This is a genomic window from Trichloromonas sp. (assembly GCF_041583255.1).
Classification (GTDB): domain Bacteria; phylum Desulfobacterota; class Desulfuromonadia; order Desulfuromonadales; family Trichloromonadaceae; genus Trichloromonas.
In genome coordinates this window covers 1-23,335 of sequence record NZ_JBFHGD010000026.1, presented here as the reverse complement: position 1 = coordinate 23,335, position 23,335 = coordinate 1, and the positions used below count along the sequence as shown (strand labels likewise).

Annotated in this window: 23 protein-coding genes; 21 read left to right on the top strand and 2 right to left on the bottom strand. The window is 62.8% G+C overall.

Translation table 11 applies throughout. The features are described 5' to 3' along the window. Positions 1 to 103: 103 nt before the first annotated feature. A complete protein-coding gene (locus ABYV89_RS03855) occupies positions 104 to 730 on the bottom strand; it encodes a cyclase family protein (protein ID WP_432821608.1) in 627 nt (208 codons plus the stop codon). 225 nt (positions 731 to 955) lie between these two features. On the opposite strand from ABYV89_RS03855, the gene ABYV89_RS03850 reads away from it, so the two are divergent. The 5 genes from ABYV89_RS03850 (at position 956) to ABYV89_RS03830 (ending at position 5,425) form a co-directional block, all read left to right on the top strand. Next, positions 956 to 2,077 carry a hydrogenase small subunit gene (locus ABYV89_RS03850; RefSeq protein ID WP_432821607.1) on the top strand — a complete coding sequence of 374 codons (1,122 nt, stop codon included), beginning with the start codon at positions 956 to 958 and terminating at the stop codon, positions 2,075 to 2,077. Continuing rightward, positions 2,078 to 3,790 carry a nickel-dependent hydrogenase large subunit gene (locus ABYV89_RS03845; protein ID WP_432821606.1) on the top strand — a complete coding sequence of 571 codons (1,713 nt, stop codon included), beginning with the start codon at positions 2,078 to 2,080 and terminating at the stop codon, positions 3,788 to 3,790. It abuts the gene before it with no gap. A gap of 101 nt (positions 3,791 to 3,891) precedes the next feature. After that, positions 3,892 to 4,542 carry a Ni/Fe-hydrogenase, b-type cytochrome subunit gene (gene cybH, locus ABYV89_RS03840; protein ID WP_432821605.1) on the top strand — a complete coding sequence of 217 codons (651 nt, stop codon included), beginning with the start codon at positions 3,892 to 3,894 and terminating at the stop codon, positions 4,540 to 4,542. Beyond that, positions 4,542 to 5,066, top strand: coding sequence for a HyaD/HybD family hydrogenase maturation endopeptidase (locus ABYV89_RS03835; RefSeq protein ID WP_432821604.1), 525 nt, complete (start codon positions 4,542 to 4,544; stop codon positions 5,064 to 5,066). Before cybH ends, ABYV89_RS03835 begins: the two co-directional genes overlap by 1 nt. Then, the gene (locus tag ABYV89_RS03830; protein ID WP_432821603.1) at positions 5,048 to 5,425 is read left to right on the top strand and encodes a c-type cytochrome; all 378 of its coding nucleotides are present in this window, start codon (positions 5,048 to 5,050) and stop codon (positions 5,423 to 5,425) included. Before ABYV89_RS03835 ends, ABYV89_RS03830 begins: the two co-directional genes overlap by 19 nt. Before the next feature lie 245 nt (positions 5,426 to 5,670). Here ABYV89_RS03830 and ABYV89_RS03825 read toward each other — a convergent pair whose 3' ends face one another. After that, positions 5,671 to 7,599, bottom strand: a complete 1,929-nt coding sequence (locus ABYV89_RS03825; protein WP_432821611.1) for a phosphoenolpyruvate carboxykinase (GTP) — start codon at positions 7,597 to 7,599, stop codon at positions 5,671 to 5,673. A gap of 340 nt (positions 7,600 to 7,939) precedes the next feature. Between ABYV89_RS03825 and pckA the strand changes: the two genes are divergently transcribed. The 16 genes from pckA to ABYV89_RS03745 all read left to right on the top strand — a co-directional run. Further along, entirely contained in the window at positions 7,940 to 9,514 is a 1,575-nt protein-coding gene (pckA, locus tag ABYV89_RS03820; RefSeq protein ID WP_432821602.1) for a phosphoenolpyruvate carboxykinase (ATP), read from the top strand. Between the two features lie 96 nt (positions 9,515 to 9,610). Beyond that, positions 9,611 to 10,393, top strand: a complete 783-nt coding sequence (locus ABYV89_RS03815) for an enoyl-CoA hydratase-related protein (protein WP_432821601.1) — start codon at positions 9,611 to 9,613, stop codon at positions 10,391 to 10,393. A gap of 10 nt (positions 10,394 to 10,403) precedes the next feature. After that, the gene (locus tag ABYV89_RS03810; RefSeq protein WP_432821600.1) at positions 10,404 to 10,637 is read left to right on the top strand and encodes a hypothetical protein; all 234 of its coding nucleotides are present in this window, start codon (positions 10,404 to 10,406) and stop codon (positions 10,635 to 10,637) included. 207 nt (positions 10,638 to 10,844) lie between these two features. Beyond that, positions 10,845 to 13,175 (top strand): endopeptidase La, encoded by a 2,331-nt coding sequence (gene lon, locus ABYV89_RS03805; RefSeq protein ID WP_432821610.1) that lies wholly within the window; start codon positions 10,845 to 10,847, stop codon positions 13,173 to 13,175. Beyond that, complete coding sequence (thiL, locus tag ABYV89_RS03800; RefSeq protein WP_432821599.1) at positions 13,172 to 14,140, top strand: thiamine-phosphate kinase; 969 nt, start codon at positions 13,172 to 13,174, stop codon at positions 14,138 to 14,140. Before lon ends, thiL begins: the two co-directional genes overlap by 4 nt. A 59-nt stretch (positions 14,141 to 14,199) precedes the next feature. Further along, positions 14,200 to 15,054 carry a CheR family methyltransferase gene (locus ABYV89_RS03795; RefSeq protein WP_432821598.1) on the top strand — a complete coding sequence of 285 codons (855 nt, stop codon included), beginning with the start codon at positions 14,200 to 14,202 and terminating at the stop codon, positions 15,052 to 15,054. Positions 15,055 to 15,089: 35 nt separating this feature from the next. Next, complete coding sequence (locus tag ABYV89_RS03790; protein WP_432821597.1) at positions 15,090 to 16,364, top strand: methyl-accepting chemotaxis protein; 1,275 nt, start codon at positions 15,090 to 15,092, stop codon at positions 16,362 to 16,364. Positions 16,365 to 16,367: 3 nt separating this feature from the next. Then, entirely contained in the window at positions 16,368 to 16,784 is a 417-nt protein-coding gene (locus ABYV89_RS03785; protein WP_432821596.1) for a chemotaxis protein CheW, read from the top strand. A gap of 19 nt (positions 16,785 to 16,803) precedes the next feature. Further along, the gene (locus tag ABYV89_RS03780; protein WP_432821595.1) at positions 16,804 to 17,172 is read left to right on the top strand and encodes a response regulator; all 369 of its coding nucleotides are present in this window, start codon (positions 16,804 to 16,806) and stop codon (positions 17,170 to 17,172) included. A 36-nt stretch (positions 17,173 to 17,208) separates the two neighbouring features. After that, on the top strand, positions 17,209 to 19,092 hold the full coding sequence (locus tag ABYV89_RS03775; RefSeq protein ID WP_432821594.1) for a chemotaxis protein CheA: 1,884 nt from the start codon (positions 17,209 to 17,211) through the stop codon (positions 19,090 to 19,092). Next, positions 19,089 to 19,706, top strand: a complete 618-nt coding sequence (locus tag ABYV89_RS03770) for a chemotaxis protein CheC (RefSeq protein WP_432821593.1) — start codon at positions 19,089 to 19,091, stop codon at positions 19,704 to 19,706. Before ABYV89_RS03775 ends, ABYV89_RS03770 begins: the two co-directional genes overlap by 4 nt. Beyond that, entirely contained in the window at positions 19,696 to 20,181 is a 486-nt protein-coding gene (locus ABYV89_RS03765) for a chemotaxis protein CheD (protein WP_432821592.1), read from the top strand. The genes ABYV89_RS03770 and ABYV89_RS03765 overlap by 11 nt, the downstream gene beginning before the upstream one ends. Before the next feature lie 25 nt (positions 20,182 to 20,206). Next, positions 20,207 to 20,980 carry a LolA family protein gene (locus ABYV89_RS03760; protein WP_432821591.1) on the top strand — a complete coding sequence of 258 codons (774 nt, stop codon included), beginning with the start codon at positions 20,207 to 20,209 and terminating at the stop codon, positions 20,978 to 20,980. Between the two features lie 132 nt (positions 20,981 to 21,112). Continuing rightward, complete coding sequence (locus tag ABYV89_RS03755) at positions 21,113 to 21,598, top strand: YajQ family cyclic di-GMP-binding protein (protein WP_432821590.1); 486 nt, start codon at positions 21,113 to 21,115, stop codon at positions 21,596 to 21,598. An 88-nt stretch (positions 21,599 to 21,686) separates the two neighbouring features. Next, positions 21,687 to 23,033, top strand: a complete 1,347-nt coding sequence (rimO, locus tag ABYV89_RS03750; protein ID WP_432821609.1) for a 30S ribosomal protein S12 methylthiotransferase RimO — start codon at positions 21,687 to 21,689, stop codon at positions 23,031 to 23,033. Between the two features lie 3 nt (positions 23,034 to 23,036). Next, positions 23,037 to 23,335, top strand: a 299-nt coding sequence (locus tag ABYV89_RS03745; protein WP_432821589.1) for an FAD:protein FMN transferase, incomplete at its 3' end; no start/stop codon positions are given.

The following is a 23,335-nucleotide window of genomic DNA, read 5'->3' as shown; positions in this document are numbered from 1 at the left end:
CTCGTGTCTTTAGTCATTTGCCAACCCCCTTTCGCGTGAAAAAGCAAGGCTTTGCTAGGAGTATAGCATCAACCCGTCGGCTGTATAGGAGGATCGGGAGAGGTCATGCGGGGAGTGGTCGCAGCACGGCCCGGCAGGGGGCGCCGTCGGTTCCGGCCAGCTTGAGAGGGAGGCAGATCAGCTCGTAATCCCCGCTGGCGACCCCGGCCAGGTCGAGCCCTTCGAGGATCACCACGCCGGCCTCGAGCAGGATGCGGTGTACGTCGCCGTCAGCTGAGAACGGTTCGATCGACAGGTAGTCGATGCCGACCAGCCGGATGCCGAGTTTCACCAGGTGGGCGGCGGCAGCCGGGGTCAGGCCAAGGTAACCTTTTTCAAACCCGGGCCGCTGCCAGAGTTCCGAATTGCTGGTTCGCAGCAGCAGGCGAGTGATCCCGGCCAGGTCGCGCCTGCTCAGATCTGCGGCCGAGATCGGCTGGGTCCGGTCGCACAGGTCGATGACCCGGCAGGGGCCGATCAGGGTCGCCAGGGGGATGCTGTCGGCTGTCGCGCCGTCTTTCAGCAGGTGGGCCGGGGCGTCGAGGTGGGTGCCGGCGTGGCTGCCGAGCTGAAGGCGGGTCAGCTGGAACGGGCTGCCCGCATCACCGGCAGGGTCAAGACGGATGGCGGGGTCGCCGGGAAAGGCGGGCAGGCCTTTCGAAAGGGTGACCGAGATATCCTTGATGGGCATGGCTTATGCTCCTGATCGGGGGGTATTTGTGAAAGTATAGCCGGTTTGCCTGAGCGCAGAGAGTTGTTTCTGCAGCGGTCAACAGGTTTAGGTTCTGTGCCGGGGGAGTTTTTTTTCATTATCGATGACTTGCTAATGATGATAGTTGGTATAACATTGTTATAGCGTTTTGTGGAGGTTAGGGTCCGGCGAAAAGGCTGCTACGCTAATCGGGGGAGGGTGCGGATGGATCTACATGAAGTCAATCAGAACGATGTCGTTGTAAGTGAAGCTTTGTTACAGCGCTGGGAGGCTCGCGGCATCAGTCGTCGTGACTTTCTCGCTTTCTGCAGCGCCACGGCGGCCGCCCTGGCGCTGCCGCTCTCCTTTGTGCCGCGCATCGCCGAGGCGCTCGAGGATGCGCGGTTGCCGGTGATCTGGCTCGAGTTCCAGAGCTGTACCGGTGATACCGAAGCGCTGCTGCGGGCCAACCAGCCCGCCGTGGCGGAGATCATCCTCGACGCCATCTCGCTCGAATACGCCGAAACCATCATGGCTGCTGCCGGCCACCAGGCCGAAGAGGCCAAGAACCAGGCGGTGGAAAAGTACAAGGGCAAGTACCTGGCCATCGTCGAGGGCTCGATCCCGACCGGCGACGGCGGCGTCTACTGCACCATCGGCGGTGAGAGCGCCCTCGATATCGTCAGGCGGGTCTGCGGCAATGCCGCGGCCACCATCGCGGTCGGCAACTGCGCCACCTTCGGCGGTATCCCCAAGGCCGCGCCCAATCCGACCGGCGCCCTGTCGGTGCAGCAGGCGGTGCCGGGGGCGACGGTGCTCAACCTGCCGGGCTGCCCGGTCAACGCGACCAACCTGACCGCGACCATCGTCCACTTTCTCACCTTCGGCCGGCTGCCGGCCACCGATCGCCTGGGCCGGCCGCTCTTTGCCCACGGCAAGCGCATCCATGACAACTGCGAACGGCGCTCCCATTTCGACGCCGGCCAGTATGCCGAGACGTTCGGCGACTCCGGCCACCGCCAGGGCTGGTGCCTGTACAAGCTTGGCTGCAAGGGGCCGGAGACCTTTCACAACTGCCCGACGGTGCGCTACAACGAGGGAACCAGCTGGCCGGTCATGGCCGGGCACGGCTGCATCGGCTGCAGCGAACCGGAGTTCTGGGACAGCATGACCCCCTTCTACCGGCGGCTGCCGCAGGTTCCCGGTTTCGGCGTCGAAATGACCGCCGACAAGATCGGTCTCGGTCTGGCCGTGGGCACCGCGGCGGCTTTTGCCGTCCACGGGGTGGCCAGCGCCTTCCGCAAGGGGGATGCCATGGAATCGGACAAGGTGAAAAAGGAGGAATAGATGGCCACGAAAATCGTTGTCGACCCGGTGACCCGCATCGAAGGTCATCTGCGTATCGAAGCCCAGATCGACGGGGGCAAAATAGTCAACGCCTGGAGTTCCTCCACCGCCTTTCGCGGCATCGAAACGATCCTTAAAGGGCGCGACCCGCGCGATGCCCATCACTTCACCCAGCGCTTCTGCGGCGTCTGCACCACCGTCCACTCGATGGCCAGCATCCGCTGCGTCGAGGACGCCCTGAAGATCCGCATCCCCGACAACGCCAGGCTGATCCGCAACCTGATCATGGGCATCCAGAACGTGCAGGATCACGTCATCCACTTTTACCACCTGCACGCCCTTGACTGGGTCGACATTGTCAGCGCCCTTTCTGCCGACCCGGCCGCCACGGCCAGGCTGGCCCAGTCGATCTCCGACTGGCCCAACTCGAGCGTGCCTTACTTCAAGTCGGTGCAGGAGCGGGTCAAGGCCTTTGCCGGCACCGGACGGCTGGGGCCGTTTCAGAACGCCTACTGGGGGCACAGCGCCTACCGGCTGCCGCCCGAAGCCAACCTGATGGCGCTGGCCCATTACCTCGAAGCCCTCGAATGGCAGAAGGACGTCATCAAGATCCACGCCATCCTCGGTTCGAAGAACCCCCACCCGCAGACCTTCCTGGTCGGCGGCATGGCGATCCCGGTCGATCCCGACAGCCAGAACGCCATCAACGCCGATAAGGTTGCCTATATCGGCAAGCTGCTGAAAAAAGCCCGCAAGTTCGTCGAGCAGGTCTACATCCCCGACCTGCTGGCGGTGGCTTCGTTCTACAAGGATTGGGCGGGGATCGGCGGCGGGGTGGGGAATTTTCTCACCTACGGCGACTTTCCCATGGACAACGGCGGCGGCAGCGACAGCTTCTACTTTCCCCGCGGCGTGATCATGGGCAAAGATCTGGCCAACGTCATGACCATGGATGAGGACCGGATCACCGAATACGTCACCAACTCCTGGTATTCCTATGCAAAGGGGGACGACAAGGGGCTGCATCCCTACGACGGCGAGACCAGCCACAACTACACCGGGCCCAAGCCGCCCTACCAGTGGCTCGACACCGAAGGGAAGTATTCCTGGGTCAAGTCGCCGCGCTACAACGACCAGCCGATGGAGGTCGGTCCGCTGGCGCGCATGGTGATCGCCTACGCCAGGGGGCACAAGGAGGTGCAGGAGACGGTCAACTTCGTGCTCGGCAAGCTCGGCGTCGGCCCGGAGGCGCTCTTTTCGACCCTCGGACGCACCGCCGCCCGCGGCATCGAGACGTTGCTGCTGTCGCAGAAGAATGAGCTGTGGCTGAACCAGTTGGCCGACAACATGGGGCGCGGCATCCTCGAAGTCCACAACGGCGAGATGTGGGATCCGTCCACCTGGCCGAAGGAGTCGCGCGGCTTCGGGTTCCATGAGGCGCCCCGCGGCGCGCTGGGACACTGGGTACGGATCGAAAACGGTTTGATCAAGAACTTCCAGGCGGTGGTGCCGTCGACCTGGAACGCCGGCCCCCGCGACGCCATGGGCCAGCTGGGCCCCTACGAGTCGGCCCTGATCGGCACCCCGATCGCCGACCCGGAAAAGCCGCTGGAGATCCTGCGCACGGTTCATTCCTTCGATCCCTGCCTGGCCTGTGCGGTGCATGTGCTCGATGGCCGGGGGGGCGAGATCATCCGGGTCAGGGCGCTGTAAGGGCAGTGCATGGTGACTGGTGATTAGTTATTGGTGGTGCGCAGCGGTTTTGCAAATCACCAATAACTAATTACAAATCACCGCTTTCGGGGAGGTATTGTATGCTCGAAATACATTATGTCTGGGAATGGCCGGTGCGGATTACTCACTGGATCAACGTGATCTGTGTCCTGGTGCTGTCGCTGACCGGTTTTTACATCGGCCATCCCTTCTATACCGCGAGCGACACTGCCCAGTACATCATGGGCTGGAACCGGTTCCTCCATTTCTCCTTTGCCTACCTCTTTGCCCTGTCGGTACTGGTGCGGATTCTCTGGATGTTTATCGGCAACCGGCATGCTTCCTGGCGGGCCTTCTGCCCCTGGTTGACCGAGAAGGGCCGCAAAAGTTTTATCAAGATGCTGCGTTACTACACCTTTACCGGCCGGCAGATTTCCTACGAAGCCGGCCATAACCCGGTGGCCGCGATGGCCTATGTGGGGATCTTTCTGCTGTTTCTGTTTCAGATCGTCTCCGGTTTCGCCCTCTATGGACAGACCGCCCCCGGCGGTTTCTGGAGCAGTCTGCTTGGCCCGCTCCTCGCCGTCGGCAACCAGTGGCTGCGCCTGGCTCATCACCTGGTGATGTGGCTTTTGGCCGGTTTTGTCATCAACCACATCTACAGCGCCTGGCTGATGGATGTGAAAGAACGCAACGGCACGATCAGCGGAATTTTCAGCGGTTACCGCTTTATCGAGCCGGAGGACCTGTAATGGTGCTGGTGCTGGGACTCGGCAACCTGTTGATGACCGACGATGCCCTCGGCGGCCGGATCATCAAGGCGTTGGAGGCTGAATATGAATTGCCGGCCGGGGTGAAAATCCTGGATGGCGGAACCCTCGGCCTCGACCTGCTGCCGTACCTGGAAGGGGTCGAGAAGCTCTTGATCGTCGATGCCCTGAACATGGGGGCGCGGCCGGGAACGATTTTCCGCCTGGTAGGCGAAGAGGTGGCGCGGGCCTTTGCCGGCAAACTGTCGGTGCATCAGATGGGGTTGCAGGACCTGCTGGCGGTGGCCGAGCTGCAGGGGCATCTGCCGGGCGAGGTGGTCATCTGGGGCGCCCAGTCCGGTTCGGTGGAGATGGGGCTGGACATGACCCGCCCGGTGACGGCGGCGATGAGCCGGGTGCTCGACGGTGTTGTCTCCGAACTGGTTGCCTGGGGTGTGCGACCCATACCGAGCAGAGGCAGGCGAGCAGAAGGTCTGCAGAATCAGAAATGGTACGCTACGTTTTAATTTGGGTGATCGGAGTTGTCGTGCTGACTGGTTGTGGTTCGCCGTCGGCAGATACGGCTGTACCCCGGATGCCTGACGGGATGCGCGAATCGCTACCGGACCGTGAAGCTGGACGGCAATTATTTATCGTGCATTGTGCCGGTTGTCACGGAACATTCGATGAAAACCGCAGTCAGGCCAGCGATCGGTTTCGGTCGGCGGCGCCCGATTTCACCGAGCCCGCCTATCGCCATGCGAAGCCCGGTTTCCTGTTCCTGGCGATCCGGCTGGGTCGGGTCGGGATGCCGGCCTGGGCGCCCCACCTGAACCAAAAGGAGACCTGGCAGTTGGTCGCCTATCTGCTGTCGCGAGCGGAGTAAATTAAGGACGCTTCCCATTTTTCTTGCACGGTTGTCCTTGTGGGCATTGTTTCCAGGGCTGCTTCAGGTCGCGCAGACCGTGGACTCGGCAGGGGCCGATCCGGGTCGCCCGGAAAAGTTTCGCGAATCGGTAAGGTATGGAGGACGCCTTTGTAAAAAGAGAGTATGTTTCCTCGTGCCGTACGACATCGGGGCGATTCCTAGTGGAATCGCCCCGTTTTAATTTTCAGCCAGGTTTCTGAGGGTTATTCATTCCAGCCCTCGGGGTGAACGTCACCGATCTGCTCCCAGTGCTCGGGAGAGTGCCAGAGGCTGGAGGTGATCAGTTCGCGGATGTGCAGGAACTCTTTGGGCATGCGGTCGAAGAGCTTGACGAAGAGCTCTTCGTGGGCCAGCAGTTCGTCCTTCCACTGGTCGCGATCGACCGCCATCATGTGGTGGAAATCCTCCCGGCTGATTTCCTCGAGCCCTTCCCAGTCGATATCCTGATGCCGTGGCATCCAGCCCAGCGGGCTTTCTACCGCCCCGGTCCGGCCCAGAACCCGTTCGACGATCCACTTGAGCACGCGCATGTTTTCGCCGTATCCGGGCCAGACGAACTTGCCGCTCTCGTCCTTCTGGAACCAGTTGACACTGAAGATCCTCGGCGGCTTCGGGATGGTGCGACCGAACTGCAGCCAGTGGCTGAAGTAGTCGGCCATGTGATAACCGCAGAAGGGGAGCATGGCGAAAGGGTCGCGGCGGACGTTGCCGGTGGCGCCGACGGCAGCGGCGGTCGTCTCCGAGCCCATGGTGGCGGCGAGATAGACGCCGAAGCTCCAGTTGAAGGACTGGTAAACCAGCGGGATAGTGTTCTTGCGCCGGCCGCCGAAGATAAAGGCGGAAATCGGCACCCCTTTCGGATCTTCCCAGGCCGGGTCGATGGAGGGGCACTGGGAGGCCGGCGAGGTGAAGCGGGCGTTGGGATGGGCGGCGGGGCGACCGCAGCCGGGGGTCCACTCATTTCCCTGCCAGTCGGTCAGCTTGGCCGGCGGTTCGTCGGTCATCCCTTCCCACCAGACATCGCCGTCGGGGGTCAGGGCCACGTTGGTGAAAATGGTGTTGGCGGCGCAGGAGGCCATGGCGTTGGGGTTGGTCTTGACATTGGTGCCGGGAGCGACGCCGAAGTAGCCGTACTCAGGGTTGATGGCGTAGACCTTTCCTTCGGGGCCGGGCTTGATCCAGGCGATATCGTCACCGATGGTGGTCACCTTCCACCCTTTTTTATCGAAAGTCGGGGGGGGGATGAGCATGGCGAAGTTGGTTTTGCCGCAGGCGCTGGGGAAGGCAGCGCCGACATAGGTTTTCTCCCCCTGGGGGGATTCCACGCCGAGGATCAGCATGTGCTCGGCCAGCCAGCCTTCGTCCTTGCCGATCTTGGAGGCGATGCGCAGTGCCAGGCACTTCTTGCCGAGCAGGGCATTGCCGCCGTATCCCGAGCCGAAGGACCAGATCGAGCGCTCCTCAGGGAAGTGGACAATGTATTTTTCCGGGTTGCAGGGCCAGGTGCTGTCCTGCTGACCCGGCTGCAGCGGGGCGCCGATGCTGTGCATGCAGGGGATGAAGTCGCCGTTGCCGAGAACGTCAAAGACGGCTTTGCCCATGCGGGCCATGATGCGCATGTTGATGACAACATAGGGAGAATCGGTGATTTCGACCCCGATTTTTGCGATGGGCGAACCCAAGGGGCCCATGCTGAAGGGGATGATGTACATGGTGCGCCCCTTCATGCACCCCTTGAAGAGGTCTTTGAGCTTTTCTTTCATCTCCTTCGGCGGCATCCAGTTGTTGGTCGGGCCGGCATCGTTTTTAGAAATGCTGCAGATGAAGGTGCGGTCTTCGACCCGGGCGACATCGATCGGATCCGACCAGGCCAGATAGCTGTTGGGACGTTTTTCCTGGTTGAGCTTGCGGAAGGTGCCGGCTTTAACCAGCAAAGCGCAGAGCTCATCGTATTCCTGCTGCGAACCGTCGCACCAGTGAATTTTCTCCGGTTCGCACAGGGCCGTCATTTCTTCGACCCATTTAAGCAGTTTGTCGTTCTTCGGAACCTCGTAGCTCATGCCGGTAGCCTCCTCATTGGTTTGGTCTGTCCTGCTCGTTCGGGAATTAAATGATGTGGTTTCCGAGGCAATCGTTTGCCAAAGTTGACCGGGGAATCAGGTCACCACGAAACAGGGTTGCGATTCCTTGGATCCCAGAAACTTTTAACCATTCTAAACTTATATCATACATTATGGAACCATTGTTTTAAAGCACATCGTTATTTAGTGGGAACATTGGTCAAACGTCAGCCAGGTCAATTTTTTAGCCCATTATATGAGCTAGAATGGCGTTGCATCAGGAGAATTTCCAGATTAAATGACCCGTAGAACCGATTTTTCTTTTTTATTTTGAATAAATTTGTTAAAGGATTGAAACGCGCGCGAACCACTGCCGGGAAGGCGCGAGTCCTCTTTACCAAAAGGTGATTAAATGATTCAGGCAAAAGATCTCGGATTGAAAAGCATCGGCAAGATACACCACAACCTGGACTATGACGAGCTGTTCGAGCGTGAAGTCGCCAGCAAGGAAGGGCGGGTTTCTGAAAACGGCACCATGATGGTCGACACCGGCAAGTTTACCGGGCGTTCCCCGAAGGATAAATATTTCGTCCACCAGAAGCCGTCTTTTGAAAACATCGCCTGGGGCAAGGTCAACGTGGCCATGGCTCCCGAGGTCTTCGACGAACTGTATGCCGAGGTTACCGAGTACCTCTCCGGAAAAGACCTCTACGTCACCGACGGCTTCTGCGGTTCCAACGAGAAGACCCGCAAGGCGGTCCGTTTTGTCACCGAGTTCGCCTGGCAGTCGCACTTCGTCAAGAACATGTTCATCCGCCCCGGCGCCGCCGACCTGAAAGGGTTCGCTCCCGGCTTCACCGTCTACAACGCCAGCAACCTGACCAACAAGAATTGGGAGAAGCACGGCCTCAACTCCGAAGTCTTCATCGTCTTCAACATCGAGAAGAACGTGGCCATTATCGGCGGCACCTGGTACGGCGGCGAGATGAAGAAGGGCATCTTCACCATGATGAACTACTGGCTGCCGCTGCAGGGGATCCTCTCCATGCATTGCTCGGCCAATGTCGGCAAAGACGGCGACGTCTGCCTCTTCTTCGGCCTCTCCGGCACCGGCAAGACCACCCTCTCGACCGACGCCTCGCGCAAGCTGATCGGCGATGACGAGCATGGCTGGGACGAGGACGGCATTTTCAACTTCGAGGGGGGCTGCTACGCCAAGACCATCAACCTCAGCGCTGACAGCGAGCCGGAGATTTACAACGCCATCCAGCGCAACGCCCTGCTTGAAAACGTGGTGGCCGACGATGACGGCGTGATCGACTTCGACAGCCGTGCCAAGACCGAGAACACCCGCGTCTCCTACCCGATCGAGCACATCGAGAACCATGAGCCTTCCCTCAAGGCCGGCCATCCGAAGAACATCATCTTCCTCACCTGCGACGCCTTCGGCGTACTCCCCCCGGTCTCCAAGCTGACCAAGGAGCAGGCGATGTACTATTTCCTCTCCGGCTATACCGCCAAGGTCGCCGGTACCGAGCGCGGCGTCACCGAGCCTTCGGCCACCTTCTCGGCCTGCTTCGGCGAGGCTTTCCTGCCGCTGCACCCGACCGCCTACGCCAAGCTGCTCGGCGAGAAGATGGAAAAGCACGGCGTCAACGCCTACCTGGTCAACACCGGCTGGGCCGGCGGCGGCTACGGGGTCGGCAAGCGCATGAGCATCAAGGCGACCCGCGCCTGCGTCAACGCCATCCTCGACGGCAGCATCGAGAAGGCCGAGTATGACCAGACCCGCTGGTTCCGCCTGCACATTCCCAAGGCGCTCCCCGGGGTCGACAGCGCCCTGCTCAATCCTCGCAACGCCTGGGCCGACAAGGAAAGCTTCGACAATACCGCCAACAAGCTGGCCGGCATGTTCATCGAGAACTTCAAGAAATACGTCAAGGACGGCGATGATTTCGACTTTACCCAAGCCGGCCCGCGGAAGTAATTCCGTTTCGGCATAGTGTTATCTAAAGAAGGGCGGCCCCTGCGGGCCGCCCTTCTGTCTTTTTGGGGAAACTCTTTTGCGAAAGGGAATTTTACTATGCAGTTCAATAACCTGCTTGTCGATGTCGCGGATCAGGTCGCGATCCTGACCATCAACCGCCCCCAGTCGCTCAATGCGCTGAACCTGGAAACCCTCGAAGAGCTCAAAGTCTATTTCACCGCGGTACAGAGCGACCCTGAAATAAAAGTCGTCATTGTGACCGGGGCCGGCGAGAAGTCCTTCGTCGCCGGCGGCGACCTTTCGGTGATGGCACCGCTTGATCCGATGCCGGCCCGGACCAGCGCCCAGCTGGCTCAGTCGGTGCTCAACCTGATTGAGCAGGGGGCCAAGCCGGTGATCGCCGCAGTGAACGGCTACGCCCTCGGCGGCGGCTGCGAGCTGGCCATGGCCTGCGATATCCGCATCGCCTCTTCGAGTGCCCGCTTCGGCCAGCCCGAGGTCAATCTCGGCATCATTCCCGGCTGGGCCGGCACCCAGCGCCTGCCGCGCCTGGTCGGCAAGGGCAAGGCGCTGGAGCTGATTCTCACCGGTGACATGATCGATGCTGCCGAGGCGCTGCGCATCGGCCTGGCCAATAAGGTGGTGCCGGCAGGGCAGCTGCTGGCCGAGGCGCAGGCGATGGCGGCCAGGATCGCGTCCAAGGGGCAGGTCGCCGTGCGGCTTGGCAAGGAAGCGGTGGTCAACGGTCTGGAGATGGAGAGCCTGCGGGCCGCAGCCTACGAGGCCGACCTGTTCGCCCTCTGTTTTGCCACTGAAGATCAGAAAGAGGGGATGCGGGCGTTCCTCGAAAAGCGGCCGGCCCGCTTCAAGGACTGCTGAGGGGCGCGCGATGAAACGGGACAGCCTGATCTGGGCGGTGCTGCTCGGACTGCTGCTGCTCGGCATGATCCTGACCCTGGTTTTCGGCCGGGGCCGCAGCCGGCATGGCTATGGGCTGCAGGTTCCGGACCGGGCTGTCCTCTGCATGTCTCCATGGGATTCGACTTCCGCAAAGGAAAAGCCGGGCGGTGGTGGCGGGGGCCCTGCAGGTGGACCGTTTCGGCCCGGCGCGCCCGCAGCTTAGGGTTCGACCCGGATCGACGTTGCGCCAGAGCTCGGAGAGTTGCTTGCTGCTTTACCCGCTGGACTTTCGCCGAGGGTTTTTGTATGGTTACGATAATTTGAATTTTTTTGGACTGCAGCGGATACGATGGGTCCGAACAGCCGTTACAGGGCGTGCCCCGGCTCGTCCCGCATGCTTCGGAGGGAATCCTTGGGCAATCCGATTGAAATGAAGGAAATGAGTATCCCGGAGGAACTTCCTCTGCTTCCCGTCAGGGATGTCGTTGTTTTCCCCTACATGATCCTGCCCCTGTTTGTCGGGCGTGACAAGTCGATCGCTGCCGTCGATGCGGCCCTGGCCGGCGACCGGATGATTTTCCTGGCGACCCAGAAGGATGTCGCCAAGGAAGAACCGGAAGTCGATGATATCTACACCGTCGGCACGGTGGCGATGATCATGCGCATGCTCAAGCTCTCCGACGGCCGGGTCAAGGTGCTGGTGCAGGGCATGGCCAAGGCCCGGCTGAGTTCCTTTGTTTCCGAAGAGCCTTATCATGTGGTTCGGCTCGAGCGTCTCGACGAGCCGCGGGCACCCGAAATGTCTCTCGAAACCGAGGCGCTGATGCGCATGGTGCGCGACCAGCTGGCGCAACTGCTGCATCTGGGCAAGAGTTTCCCCCCCGAGGTTTCGGTGGTGCTGGAAAATATCGAGGATCCCGGCAGCCTGGCCGACCTGATCGCCAGCAACGTCGGGCTCAAGGTGGTTCAGGCCCAGGAGCTGCTCGAGGTGATCGATCCCCTCGAGCGTCTGCGCAAGGTCAAGGATGTGCTGGCCAAGGAGCTCGAGGTGGCCACCGTGCAGAACCGGATCCAGAGCCAGGCCAAGGAGGAGATGGGCAAGACCCAGCGCGAGTATTACCTGCGCGAGCAGCTGCGGGCCATCCAGGCCGAGCTGGGCGAGGCCGATGCCCGGGCCGAGGATGTGGCCGAGCTGCGGCAGAAGCTTGAGGCAGCGAAGCTGCCGGAGGCATCCCGGTCTGAGGCGGAAAAACAGCTGCGGCGGCTGGAGTCCATGCACCCCGAGGCCGCCGAGTATTCGATGCTGCGCACCTACATGGACTGGCTGGTCGAGCTCCCCTGGAGTCATTCGACCCGCGACAATCTCGACCTGAAAAAGGCCCGCAAGGTTCTCGATGAGGATCACTTCAACCTGGAGAAGGTCAAGGAGCGGATTCTCGAGTTTCTGGCGGTGCGCAAGCTGAAAAAAGACATGAAGGGGCCGGTTCTCTGTTTTGTCGGCCCGCCCGGGGTCGGCAAGACCAGCCTCGGCAAGTCCATCGCCCGTGCCCTCGGCCGCGAGTTCGTGCGCATTTCCTTGGGCGGGGTGCGCGACGAGGCGGAAGTCCGCGGTCACCGGCGCACCTATGTCGGCGCCCTGCCGGGGCGGGTGATCCAGAGCATGAAGCAGGCCGGCACCAACAACCCGGTTTTCATGCTTGACGAGATCGACAAGATCGGCGCCGATTTCCGCGGCGACCCCTCGGCCGCGTTGCTGGAACTGCTCGACCCCGAGCAGAACCACGCCTTTTCCGACCATTACATCAACCTCCCTTTCGACCTCTCGAAGGTTCTGTTCATCGCCACCGCCAACGTCATGGACCCGATCCCCTCGGCCCTCAAGGACCGCCTCGAGGTGATCCGGCTGGCCGGCTATACCACCGAGGAAAAACAGGCCATCGCCAGCCGCTACCTGATCCCCCGGCAGCAGAAGGAGAACGGGCTCAAGGCCAAGGATATCCGATTTTCCGACAAGGCCACCCTGAAGCTGATCACCGAGTACACCCTCGAGGCCGGACTGCGCAACCTCGAGCGGGAGATCGGCAGCGTCTGCCGCAAGGTCGCCCGCCGTTTCGCCGAGGGGCGCAAGCAGCCGGTGCTGGTGGCCGAGAACACCGTGGCCGGCTTCCTCGGCCCGCCCCGCTTCCTCCCCGAGGAGGAGCTTCGCGAAAGTGAAATCGGGGTGGCGACCGGACTGGCCTGGACCGAAGTGGGCGGCGAGATCCTCTACGTCGAGGTCAGCACCATGAAGGGGAAGGGGGACCTGACCCTCACCGGTCACCTCGGCGACGTCATGAAGGAGAGCGCCCAGGCGGCCCTCTCCTACGCCCGGGCCCACGCCGTCGAACTGGGGATTGACCCGAATTTTCTCGAGGGGACCAGCGTCCACGTCCACGTGCCGGCCGGGGCCATCCCCAAGGACGGCCCGAGTGCCGGGGTGACCATGGCCACGGCACTGGTTTCGGCCCTTTCCGGGCGGCGGGTGAGCAAGGACGTGGCCATGACCGGCGAGATCACCCTGCGCGGCAAGGTGCTCCCCATCGGCGGGCTCAAGGAGAAGGTGCTGGCGGCGGTGCGGGCCAACATCAAAACCATCATTATCCCGTCCCGCAATACCAAGGACCTCGAGGACATTCCGCCCAACCTGCGCAAAAAAGTCCGCTTCGTCTCCGCCTCGACGATGGACGAAGTGCTGGCGACGGCCCTGGAAGCCAAGGCATGAAGCTTTCCGAGCTGGGCGAGTTCGGTTTTATCGAGCGCATCCGGCAGGCGGTCGCCAAGGCGCCGGGGGTGGCGGTGGGCATCGGTGACGACTGCGCCGTGCTGGAACTGCCGCCGGGGGAGCGGCTGCTGACCAGCACCGACCTGCTGATCGAGGATGTCCATTTCCGAAGGGAATGGACCGACATGGGATTGCTCGGTCGCAAGAGCGTCTCGGTCAACGTCAGCGACATCGCCGCCATGGGCGGCACCCCCCGCTACCTCTACCTCGGCCTCGGCATTCCGGACGGTCTGGCGGTCGAGGAGCTGGATGCCTTCGTGGCCGGCTTCCTGTCGGCCTGCGCCGACTACGGCGCGACCCTGGTCGGCGGAGATACCTGCCGGTCGCCGGGGCCGCTGCTGATCTCGGTGACCGTCGAAGGGACGGTGCCGGCCGCCGAGCTGGTCTGTCGCTCCGGGGCCCGGCCCGGGGATGCGGTCTATGTTTCCGGCACCCTGGGCGGCAGTGCCCTGGCCCTGCGGCGGCTGCTGGCCGGCGAAACGCCGGATGCGGAAGCCGCCGGCCGCCACCATGACCCGCGGGCCCGGGTCGAGCTCGGGCGGGCATTGGCCGCGGCCGGTATTCCGTCGAGCATGATCGATGTTTCCGACGGCCTGCTGGCCGATCTCGGGCACCTGCTCGAAGCTTCCGGCGTCGGAGCCGAGATCGACGAGTCGGCGCTGCCCCTTTCGGAAGCGCTGCAGGCGTCATTGATCGATGCCCCGAACTCTATCGAACTGGCCCTGTCCGGCGGCGAAGACTACGAACTGCTCTTTACCGTGCCTCCGGAGCGGGAGTCGCTGCTGGCGGCCCTGGCCGTTCCGGTGACCCGCATCGGCCGCATTGTGCTGGCTGCCGGCCTGGCGGTGAAACAGCGCAGCGGCACGCTGCGGCCGGCTTCGCCGGCCGGGTACAACCATTTTTGACAGGACAGAAGGCATGGCCCGGCGGTACGACCGCCGGAACCTGGGGGGGGAGAGCCTGATTGACTGCAGATCCTAATCGTAAATCGCCTGCCGCTCCCCTGCTCGAAGGGGATTTCCCCGATCAGGCGTTTGCCGAAGTCAGGGACATCCTGTTCGAGCGGGTCGGGTTCGACCTCGGCATGTACAAGGACGGCTGTATCCGCCGCCGGGTTGCCCGGCGGGCCCGCAGCTGCGGCGCCCGCGACGCCGCAGACTACCTGCAGCGATTGCGCGGCGACAAGGACGAGGTGCCGGCCCTGATGGCCGCGCTGACCATCCATGTCTCCCAATTTTTTCGCAACATTTCCACCTTCGAGCACCTCCGGGACCAGGTTCTGCCCCAGCTGATCCAGCGGCTGCAGGGCGTCCGGAACCGGCCGCTGAAAATCTGGTGCGCCGGCTGCGCCGGTGGCGAAGAACCCTATACCCTGGCCCTGATGCTGCACGAGATGGCGCCTTTGGGGGTTCCGCTGTCGCTGCTGGCTACCGACATCAGCCCGGACATCCTGCAGCGGGCCCACGAGGGGCTGTACGAATCGCAGCGGCTGGCCGAGATGCCCGACCAGATACGCGAGCGCTACTTTACTGCCGAGGGGGACCGCTACCGGTTGCAAGAGAACATCCGCCGGATGGTGCGTTTTCAGCGGCACAACATCATGACCGACACCGAATACCCGGAGGCCGACCTGATCCTGTGCCGCAATGTCCTGATCTATTTCTCGCGGGAAGAACAGGAGCGCATCATCAGCCACTTTGCCCGGGTGCTGCCGGTGGGCGGCTTCCTGGTCCTCGGTCGGGCCGAAAACCTGATGGGTGAGTCGAGAGCGTTGTTCGAAAGCGAAAACGCCCGCGAGCGGATTTACCGGCGCGTGTAATCTTAAGCTGGATTTTTTGTTGAAGGAGCGGATCGATGCGTGTAGACATCAGCTACAAGTTCATTGTGGGCTTCATCGTCGTGGTGGCCTCCATTGTGCTACTCAACCTGGTGGTTCCGTACCTGGGGATCCCGGAACACTGGCAGCAGCTGTTCGCCGTGGCCTGCGCCATCCTGGTCGGCCTGGTGTTCGGCTGGTTTTTTTCCAAACGCTTCACCTCCAACATCCGGCTGCTCAACGGAGCGGTCGAGCGGCTCAGCCACGGCGACCTCTCCTCCGCCGTGGAACTGCCGGACACGGTCTTTCCTGACGAGACCGTCGACCTGGCGACCTCTCTCAACCGGGTGGTCGAAAGTCTGCGCGACCTGGTCGGCACCATCCGTTCGTCGTCCTTCAAGGTGGCCGATTCGGCCCAGGGGTTGTCGGCCACCTCGCAGGAGATGACCGCTTCGTCCCACGAAATTTCCAAAACCATCGAGCAGATCAGCAAGGGGGCCGAAACCCAGGCCGAGATGGTCGAGAAGAGCTCGCGCCTGATCAAGGAGATGGCCATGTCGATCGAGGTGATCTCCGCCTCGGCCAACAAGGTTTCGGTTTCGGCCAGCGCTACCGCCGAAACCGCCCAGCGCGGCGGCGAGATGTCGCGGGACACCATCGCCCGGATGAAGCAGGTGCTGGCCAAGGTCGAGAGCAACGGCGAGCAGATGGCGGCTTTCGGCGGCCAGGTGCAGAAAATCGGCAAGATCGTCGATGTGATCACCGGGATTGCCGGCAAAACCAACCTGCTGGCGCTCAATGCCACCATCGAGGCGGCGCGGGCCGGCGAGTACGGGCGCGGATTCGCCGTGGTGGCCGAAGAAATCCGCAAGCTGGCCGACTCGACCGGCGAGTCCGCCGGGGAAATCACCCAGCTGATCGAGTCCATCCGCAACGAGGCCCAAAAAGTGCAGGAGTCGATGAAGGAAAGCGTGCAGGACATCGATTCGGGGCGGGCGGCCATCGACAATACCGGCCAGGCCTTCGAGGCGATCATCAAGACCGCCCTCGGCACCCAGGCCAAGGCTACCGGCATTGCCGAACTGGCCCAGAAACAGACCGACGGGGCCAGCGGCATGGTTGCGGCCATCGACGAGATTTCGCGGGTGGCCGAAGACAACGCCGCTTCGACCCAGGAGGTCTCGGCGGCCACCGAGCAGCAGACCGCTTCGATGGAAGAGATGGCGGGAGCGGCCCAGGTCCTTTCTGAACTGGCCGAGAGCCTGCTCGAAGTGGTTAAGCGCTTCCGCCTCGACAGTGGAAAGGCACAATAGGGGATGGCTCAGCTCCTGGTCTTTCGGATCGGCGGCGAAATGTACGGGCTGGAGGTGGCGCACATTCAAGAGGTCGTCGAATCCCCCCAGCTCTATTACATCCCCCGGGCTCCGGCCAGCCTGCTTGGGGCGATGAATTTTCACGGCAGTATCCTGCCGGTCCTCGATCTGGCGGCCTGTCTCGGCTTCGGCGAGGCTGAGCGCGATCCGCGGGTCATCGTCCTGACCCCCGGCGAAGCCCAGCTGGCGCTGGCCGTCACGGCCATGGCGGGGATTGTCCCCTTCGCCGACGAGGCCCTGCTGCCGGGCCCGGAAGACCAGTCGCAGGCGACCTGTATCCGGGCCGTGCTGCCCGATCGCGGTGAAATGATTAATCTGCTCGACCTGGAGCGGCTGCTTGGCAGCCTGGAAAACTTATGAATTCAGACGGGAGGAAGCCATGGGGCTGAGGGTACTGATTGTCGATGATGCCCTGTTCATGCGGAACATGCTCAAAGAGGTTTTTCTCAAGGCCGGACACGAGGTGATCGGCGAGGCCGCCGACGGACTCGAGGCCGTGGAGCAGTACCGGCAGCTGCATCCGGACCTGGTCACCATGGATATTGTCATGCCTCGCAAGAGCGGCATCGAGGCGCTGCTGGATATCCGCAAGGAGCACCCCGACGCCTGCATCGTCATGTGCAGCGCCATGGGGCAGGAGTCGCTGATTCTCGAGGCGGTCCAGGCCGGCGCCCGGGATTTCATCGTCAAGCCCTTCAAGGAAGACAAGGTGCTCGAGGTCGTACGGCGCATTGCCGGCCAGGCCTGAGGTTTTCAGGCGCTCTGACGAAAGCGGCGATTGCTGATGGACATGTCAAAGTACCGCGATATGTTTTTCTCCGAAACCCGGGAGCATCTCCACAAGATGGGGCTGCTGCTGGTGGAGCTGGAGAAAAACCCCGCCGACCGGGACGGGATCGACTCCCTGTTCCGTGAAGCCCATTCGATCAAGGGGATGGCGGCGTCGATGGGGTACGAGCGAACCGCCGAACTGGCGCATCACCTGGAGGATTTTCTCGACGGGTTTCGGGCCGAGGGCAAGGTTTCTGCGGTCGCGGTCGACTGGCTGCTGGCCGGCGTCGATCTGCTCGAGGGGCTGGTCGATGATCTGGCTGCCGAGCGCCCCGAGCGGGATATCGCCGCGTTTATAGCCGCAAACGCGCCCGGCGAAGGGGTCGTCGAGCTGCCGGATATCCCGGTCGCCGTGCCGGCGCCCCCGGTGGTTCCGGTTGCCGCGCCGGAAGTAAGCGGCGAGGAAACCCTGCGGATCGTGGTGGAACTGGTTTCCGGAGCGGTGGCGCCGGCGGCCCGCTCGCTGCTGATGATCCGCGACCTGGCCGGCCAGGGCCGGCTGCTGAGCTGCGTTCCCGACGAGCAGGCGCTGCTGCAGGGCGGGGCCGTTCAGCGGCTGGAACTGCGCCTGGTAACGTCCCGAGCGGCGACGGCGGTCAAGGAGCGGCTGCTGGCCATGCCCGACGTGGCCCGGGTTTCCTGCGTGGTCGAGCGGCCCCAGCCGGTGCGGCGGGACGATCGCGAGCGGACCGTGCGGGTGCGCACCGGGCTGCTCGATCAGTTCATCAACCTGGCCGGGGAGCTGATTACCAACCGTTACATGCTGCAGGCCGCCTTCGCCGAAAATCGCCCCCAGGACATGAAGCTCGGTCTCGACCAGCTGACCCGGCTGATCACTGATCTCCACCATCACGTGCTGCAGGTCCGCATGATGCCGGTGTCCAGCATCACCGGGCGGCTTCCCCGGCAGGTGCGCGACCTCGAGCGCAAGACCGGCAAGAGCGTCAGCCTGCGGGTCGAGGGGGAGGAGGTCGAACTGGACCGGGCGATCCTCGAGGCCCTGGCCGATCCCCTGATGCACATGGTGCGCAATGCCATCGACCACGGGATCGAGACGGAGGGGGAGCTGGTGGTGAGCGCATCCCGGGAAAAGGACCTGGTGCTCATCGAGGTGCGTGACAACGGCCGCGGGCTCGACCCGGAGGCGATCCGCCGCAAGGCCGTCGAGCGCGGTCTGCTGTCGGTGCCCCAGGCCCGGTCGATGGCTGACCGTGACCTGTTCCAGCTGGTCTGTGTACCCGGTTTTTCCACCGCGGCTGAAGTAACCGAAACCTCAGGGCGGGGGGTCGGCATGGACGTGGTCAAATCGGTGGTCGAGCAGCTCGGCGGCACCCTGCAGATTCTTTCGGCGAAGGGTGCCGGAACGCGTATTCAACTCTACCTGCCGCTCTCGGTGGCGATCATCAAGGTGCTGCTGGTGGAATGCGAGGGGAAGACCGTTGCCATCCCCTTGACCCGCGTGCTGCAGACCCTGGAACTGACCCGCGAGGACATTCGCACCTCGGGGCGGCAGAAGGTGATCCGTCTCGGCGACGAGCTGGTGCCGCTGCTGTCGGTGCGCAAGATCCTGCAGCTCCCGCATCGGCCGATGTCCGGGGCGATCCCGGCGGTCATCAGCGAGGTGCGCGGACGCAAGGTCGGCCTGGTGGTCGACCGCCTGGTCGGCCAGCGCGAGGCCTTTGTCAAGTCGCTGGCCTTCCCCCTTGATCGCCTGGCCGGGATCAGCGGGGCCACTACCTTAGGTGACGGCAGCATCGTATTCATCATCGATCCCCAAAGTCTTCTGGACGAACAGGCCGCCGGCAACAGGCTCCGGTCGGCAGGAGGTAATTCATGACCCTGGTTCCGCTGAGCGACGGACAGCTCGATGCTCTCAAGGAGATCAGCAATATCGGCATGGGCCATGCCGCCACCGCCCTGTCCCAGCTGATCGGCCAAACCGTTCACCTGAGGGTGCCGCGTATCACCATTGCCGAGATTTCAGAAATGCCCGAGCTGGTCGGCGGGGCCGAAGAGGTGGTGGTGGGGATCACCCTGCAGATCTTCGGCGACGCCCGCGGCACCATCCTGCTCATCTTCCCGCGGGAAAGTGCCCAGCAGCTGCTGGTGCGTCTGGTCGGCAAGAAGCCCAAGGGGCTGATGTTCGACGAGCTCAGTACCTCGGCCCTGAAAGAGCTCGGCAACATCCTCGCCTCGGCCTACCTGTCGGCTCTCGGCAGCCTGCTGCACATGACCCTGATTCCATCGATCCCGCTGCTGGCCTACGACATGGCCGGGGCGGTGGTCGACAACGTGCTGATCGAACTGAGCCAGGAGGGGGACCTGGCGCTGATGGTGGAGACCGAGTTCCACGGCCAGGCGCCGACCGACGAGGTGATTCGCGGTCATTTCATGATCCTCCCCGATCCGCGCACCCTGGACGTCCTGCTCAAGGCCGGTCATGGCGGATAAACTGCGGGTCGGCATCGCTGAATTTAGAGTGGCCCGTGCTCCCGAAATTCTGATATCATACGGGCTGGGTTCATGCCTCGGCATCGTTCTCTACGACGCCCGCCTGCAGCTCGGCGGGCTGGCCCATACCCTGCTTCCGGGAGTCCGCGCCGGACGTGCGGAGAGCCGGCCGGCCAAGCACGTCGAAGGGGCGATCCGCCTGATGCTCGACGAACTGCTGGCTGCGGGTTCCGGTCCGCAGCACTTGACCGCCAAGCTCGCCGGCGGGGCCAACATGTTCGAATCCCTGAACCCGGCGTCCGAAGACGGCATCGGCGCCCGCAACATCAGCGCGGGCCGGCAGGTGCTGGCGCAGCTCGGCATCCCGCTGGTGGCTGAAGATGTTGGCGGCAATCACGGCCGGACCATTGAATTTGACCTTGCCACCGGGCTGCTGCGGGTGCGCTCGCTGCGGGTCGGTGACCTCTGTATCTGAACCACGTCCTGTCTGGAGAATATTCATGAAGCGTATGTTCGTTATGGCCCTGTGCCTGCTCCTCTCGGTTCCCGCCCTGGCCCTGGCTCGCGGTGAATCCATCGGCATGAGCCAGGTCATCCGGGCGATCGAAGACCCGTTCAAGGCCGATGCCCCCGCCGACATTGCGATCGGTGATTTCGAAGCCGACTTTTTTCAGGAGTCGCGCATTGCTTCTCTGGACCGGGTGCAGCGCGGCCGCGGCCGGGTCATGGTGAAATTCGATCACACTCGCGGCGACCGGGTGCCCAAGGCGCTCTTCCGCTGGGAGTACGATCAGCCGACCACCCAGGAGATCGTCTCCGACGGCAGGACCATCTGGGTTTACCTGCCGGACAATCGCCAGGTGATCCAGTCGGATATTGAGCTGGCGGCCCAGTCCCGTCCCGACGATCCGGTCACCTTTCTCACCGGGCTCGGCAACCTGTCCCGCGATTTTCTCATCGGCTGGGCCGAGCCGAACCAGGACATCGAGGGGAACTACGTCCTCGAACTGCGTCCGCGCCGGGTGTCGCCGATGATCCAGCGGCTGCTGCTGGTGGTCAACCGTGATTCGGTGATCCCGACCGGGCGGCCCGCAACCTTCGGTGATGTCTTTCCGCTGCTCTCGAGCACGGTCTTCGACCCGAGCGGCAATACCACCATCATCGAGTTCAGCGGGGCACGGGTCAACCGGGGCATCCCCGATAGCCTCTTCCGCTTCATGCCGCCGGCCGGGGTTGAAGTGATCCGCCCCTCCGGCAACGGCATGGGCTACTGATCTTCGCCTGTAAAGATGGACGCATACCGCCCCGGATTCAGGCTTGGCATCCGGGGCGGTATTGTGTTATAAGCCATTGATTCGGTGAGGTTCTTCGGGGCCGGCCGCAATATGATTAAAGGAGGAACCGTCATGCCCAGTTTTGATATTGTTTCCAAGGTCGACATGCAGGAGATCGACAACGCGGTCAACCAGGCACGCAAGGAGATCGACCAGCGCTTCGACTTCAAGGGAACCCACAACGAGATCAACCTTGAAACCGACGCCATCGCGATCCTCGCCGCTGACGATTACAAGCTCGACGCGGTGATCGACGTGCTCAAGGGAAAGCTGGTGCGCCGCAACGTGTCGCCCAAGTGTCTCGACTACGGCAAAAAAGAGCTGGCCTCGGGGGGAGCCATGCGCCAGCGGGTCGCCATCGTCCAGGGGGTTTCCACCGAAAAGGGGAAGGAAATCATCAAGTTCATCAAGGAGTCCAAGCTCAAGGTCCAGGCCCAGATCATGGAAGACCAGGTGCGGGTTTCCGGTAAGAAGATCGACGATCTGCAGGAGGTCATCCAGGCCGTCAAGGGCAAGGATTTCGGCGTCGAACTGCAGTTCGTCAACATGCGGTCATAGCGTTCCAGGATCCGGGCAAAGGGGGCCGGCTGTAGGGATTTTCCCTGTTGTCTTTGCCCTGTTGCCTGCTTCCTGATTTCCAAAGGAAATCACTTTGAACAAGCTGAATGTAAGCCTGGTCAGCCTCGGCTGCCCGAAAAACCTGGTCGACGCCGAAGTCATGCTCGGCCACCTGCCGACCGACCGTTTCAATATCGTCACCGACGAGGCGCAGGCCGATATCATCATCGTCAATACCTGCTCCTTTATCAAGGATGCCCAGGAGGAGTCGGTCGACACCATCCTCGAGGTGGCCGACTACAAGAAGAACGGCCGCTGCCAGCTGCTGGTGGTGAGCGGCTGCCTGCCCCAGCGCTACCGGGAAAAGCTGGCTGATGAACTGCCCGAGGTCGACCTGTTCATGGGCACCGCCGATGCTCCGCGCATCGTCGCGCTGCTCGATGCGCAGTTGGGCAAGTCGGGCCAGACCGAGGCGATCGGCCTGCCTGAATTCCTCTACGACCACACCACCCCGCGGGTCAAGTCATCCCCCTTTTACTCGACCTACGTGAAGATCGCCGAGGGCTGCGCCAACCACTGCTCTTACTGCGTGATCCCCCAGCTGCGGGGCACCCTGCGGTCGCGCAGCATCGCCTCGGTCGTCGAAGAAGTACGCAAGCTGACCGCCGAAGGGGTCAAAGAGGTCAACCTGATTGCCCAGGATATCACCGCCTACGGGGCCGACCGTTCCGACGGCGCCCGTATCGAGGATCTGCTGCGCGAACTGGTGAAGATCGACGACCTGCGCTGGCTGCGCCTGCTCTACGCCTACCCCGACGGCCTCAGCGACGAACTGATCGAGCTGATCGCCAGCGAGGAGAAAATCTGCAACTACCTCGACATCCCCCTGCAGCATGTCGACAGTGCCATCCTGGCGATGATGAACCGGCGGATCGACGAGGCCGGCATCCGCGCCCTGGTCGGTCGCTTGCGCGAGCGGATTCCCGAGCTGACCCTGCGCACCTCGTTCATCGTCGGTTTCCCCGGTGAAACCGAAGAGCAGTTCTCCCGCCTCCATGACTTCATCAACGAGGGGCATTTCGAGCGGGTCGGGGTGTTCCGCTACTCGCGGGAAGAGGGGACCGCCGCCGCCGGCCTGGAAAACCAGGTTCCCGAGCGGGTCAAGAAGGCTCGTTACGCCAAGTTGATGAAGACTCAGCAGCGGGTTTCCTTCCGCAAAAACCGGGCCCTGGTCGGCCGTACCGAGCCGGTGCTGGTGGAAGGCTTCAGCGAAGAGACGGAGCTGCTGCTGCGCGGCCGCAGCATCCGCCAGGCCCCGGACATCGACGGCCAGGTCTATATCACCGCCGGTCAGGCCGAAATCGGTGATATTGTGGAACTGCGCATCACCGACTCTTCGGACTACGACCTGATCGGCGAAATCGTCGAGGAGTAGCCCTTGCCCCTGACCCGACCCCTGGCCATCCTGCTGCTGCTCGGGCTGCTGACCCTGTTTGCCGCCCAGCGCTGCGACCGCGAGCAGCAGGCCGTCAGCCGCAGCCGCCTGCTGATGGGAACGGTGGTCGAGATCACCGTTTTCGGCGCTGGGAAGACGTCGCCGGATGCCGCCGTCAGCGAGGCGTTTTCGGCCATGGAGCGGGTCGAGCAGCTGATGTCGGCCCAGCTTCCTCACAGCGACATCTCCCGCATCAACGCTTCGGACGCAGCGGTCGAGGTGGCTCCGGAAACCGCTGCCGT

Bases quoted from the DNA above. Each gene is read 5' to 3' on its own strand.
- ABYV89_RS03855 (WP_432821608.1), bottom strand. From the start codon at position 730: ATGCCCATCAAGGATATCTCGGTCACCCTTTCGAAAGGCCTGCCCGCC.
- ABYV89_RS03850 (WP_432821607.1), top strand. From the start codon at position 956: ATGGATCTACATGAAGTCAATCAGAACGATGTCGTTGTAAGTGAAGCT.
- ABYV89_RS03845 (WP_432821606.1), top strand. From the start codon at position 2,078: ATGGCCACGAAAATCGTTGTCGACCCGGTGACCCGCATCGAAGGTCAT.
- cybH (WP_432821605.1), top strand. From the start codon at position 3,892: ATGCTCGAAATACATTATGTCTGGGAATGGCCGGTGCGGATTACTCAC.
- ABYV89_RS03835 (WP_432821604.1), top strand. From the start codon at position 4,542: ATGGTGCTGGTGCTGGGACTCGGCAACCTGTTGATGACCGACGATGCC.
- ABYV89_RS03830 (WP_432821603.1), top strand. From the start codon at position 5,048: ATGGTACGCTACGTTTTAATTTGGGTGATCGGAGTTGTCGTGCTGACT.
- pckA (WP_432821602.1), top strand. From the start codon at position 7,940: ATGATTCAGGCAAAAGATCTCGGATTGAAAAGCATCGGCAAGATACAC.
- ABYV89_RS03815 (WP_432821601.1), top strand. From the start codon at position 9,611: ATGCAGTTCAATAACCTGCTTGTCGATGTCGCGGATCAGGTCGCGATC.
- ABYV89_RS03810 (WP_432821600.1), top strand. From the start codon at position 10,404: ATGAAACGGGACAGCCTGATCTGGGCGGTGCTGCTCGGACTGCTGCTG.
- lon (WP_432821610.1), top strand. From the start codon at position 10,845: ATGAAGGAAATGAGTATCCCGGAGGAACTTCCTCTGCTTCCCGTCAGG.
- thiL (WP_432821599.1), top strand. From the start codon at position 13,172: ATGAAGCTTTCCGAGCTGGGCGAGTTCGGTTTTATCGAGCGCATCCGG.
- ABYV89_RS03790 (WP_432821597.1), top strand. From the start codon at position 15,090: ATGCGTGTAGACATCAGCTACAAGTTCATTGTGGGCTTCATCGTCGTG.
- ABYV89_RS03785 (WP_432821596.1), top strand. From the start codon at position 16,368: ATGGCTCAGCTCCTGGTCTTTCGGATCGGCGGCGAAATGTACGGGCTG.
- ABYV89_RS03780 (WP_432821595.1), top strand. From the start codon at position 16,804: ATGGGGCTGAGGGTACTGATTGTCGATGATGCCCTGTTCATGCGGAAC.
- ABYV89_RS03775 (WP_432821594.1), top strand. From the start codon at position 17,209: ATGGACATGTCAAAGTACCGCGATATGTTTTTCTCCGAAACCCGGGAG.
- ABYV89_RS03770 (WP_432821593.1), top strand. From the start codon at position 19,089: ATGACCCTGGTTCCGCTGAGCGACGGACAGCTCGATGCTCTCAAGGAG.
- ABYV89_RS03765 (WP_432821592.1), top strand. From the start codon at position 19,696: ATGGCGGATAAACTGCGGGTCGGCATCGCTGAATTTAGAGTGGCCCGT.
- ABYV89_RS03760 (WP_432821591.1), top strand. From the start codon at position 20,207: ATGAAGCGTATGTTCGTTATGGCCCTGTGCCTGCTCCTCTCGGTTCCC.
- ABYV89_RS03755 (WP_432821590.1), top strand. From the start codon at position 21,113: ATGCCCAGTTTTGATATTGTTTCCAAGGTCGACATGCAGGAGATCGAC.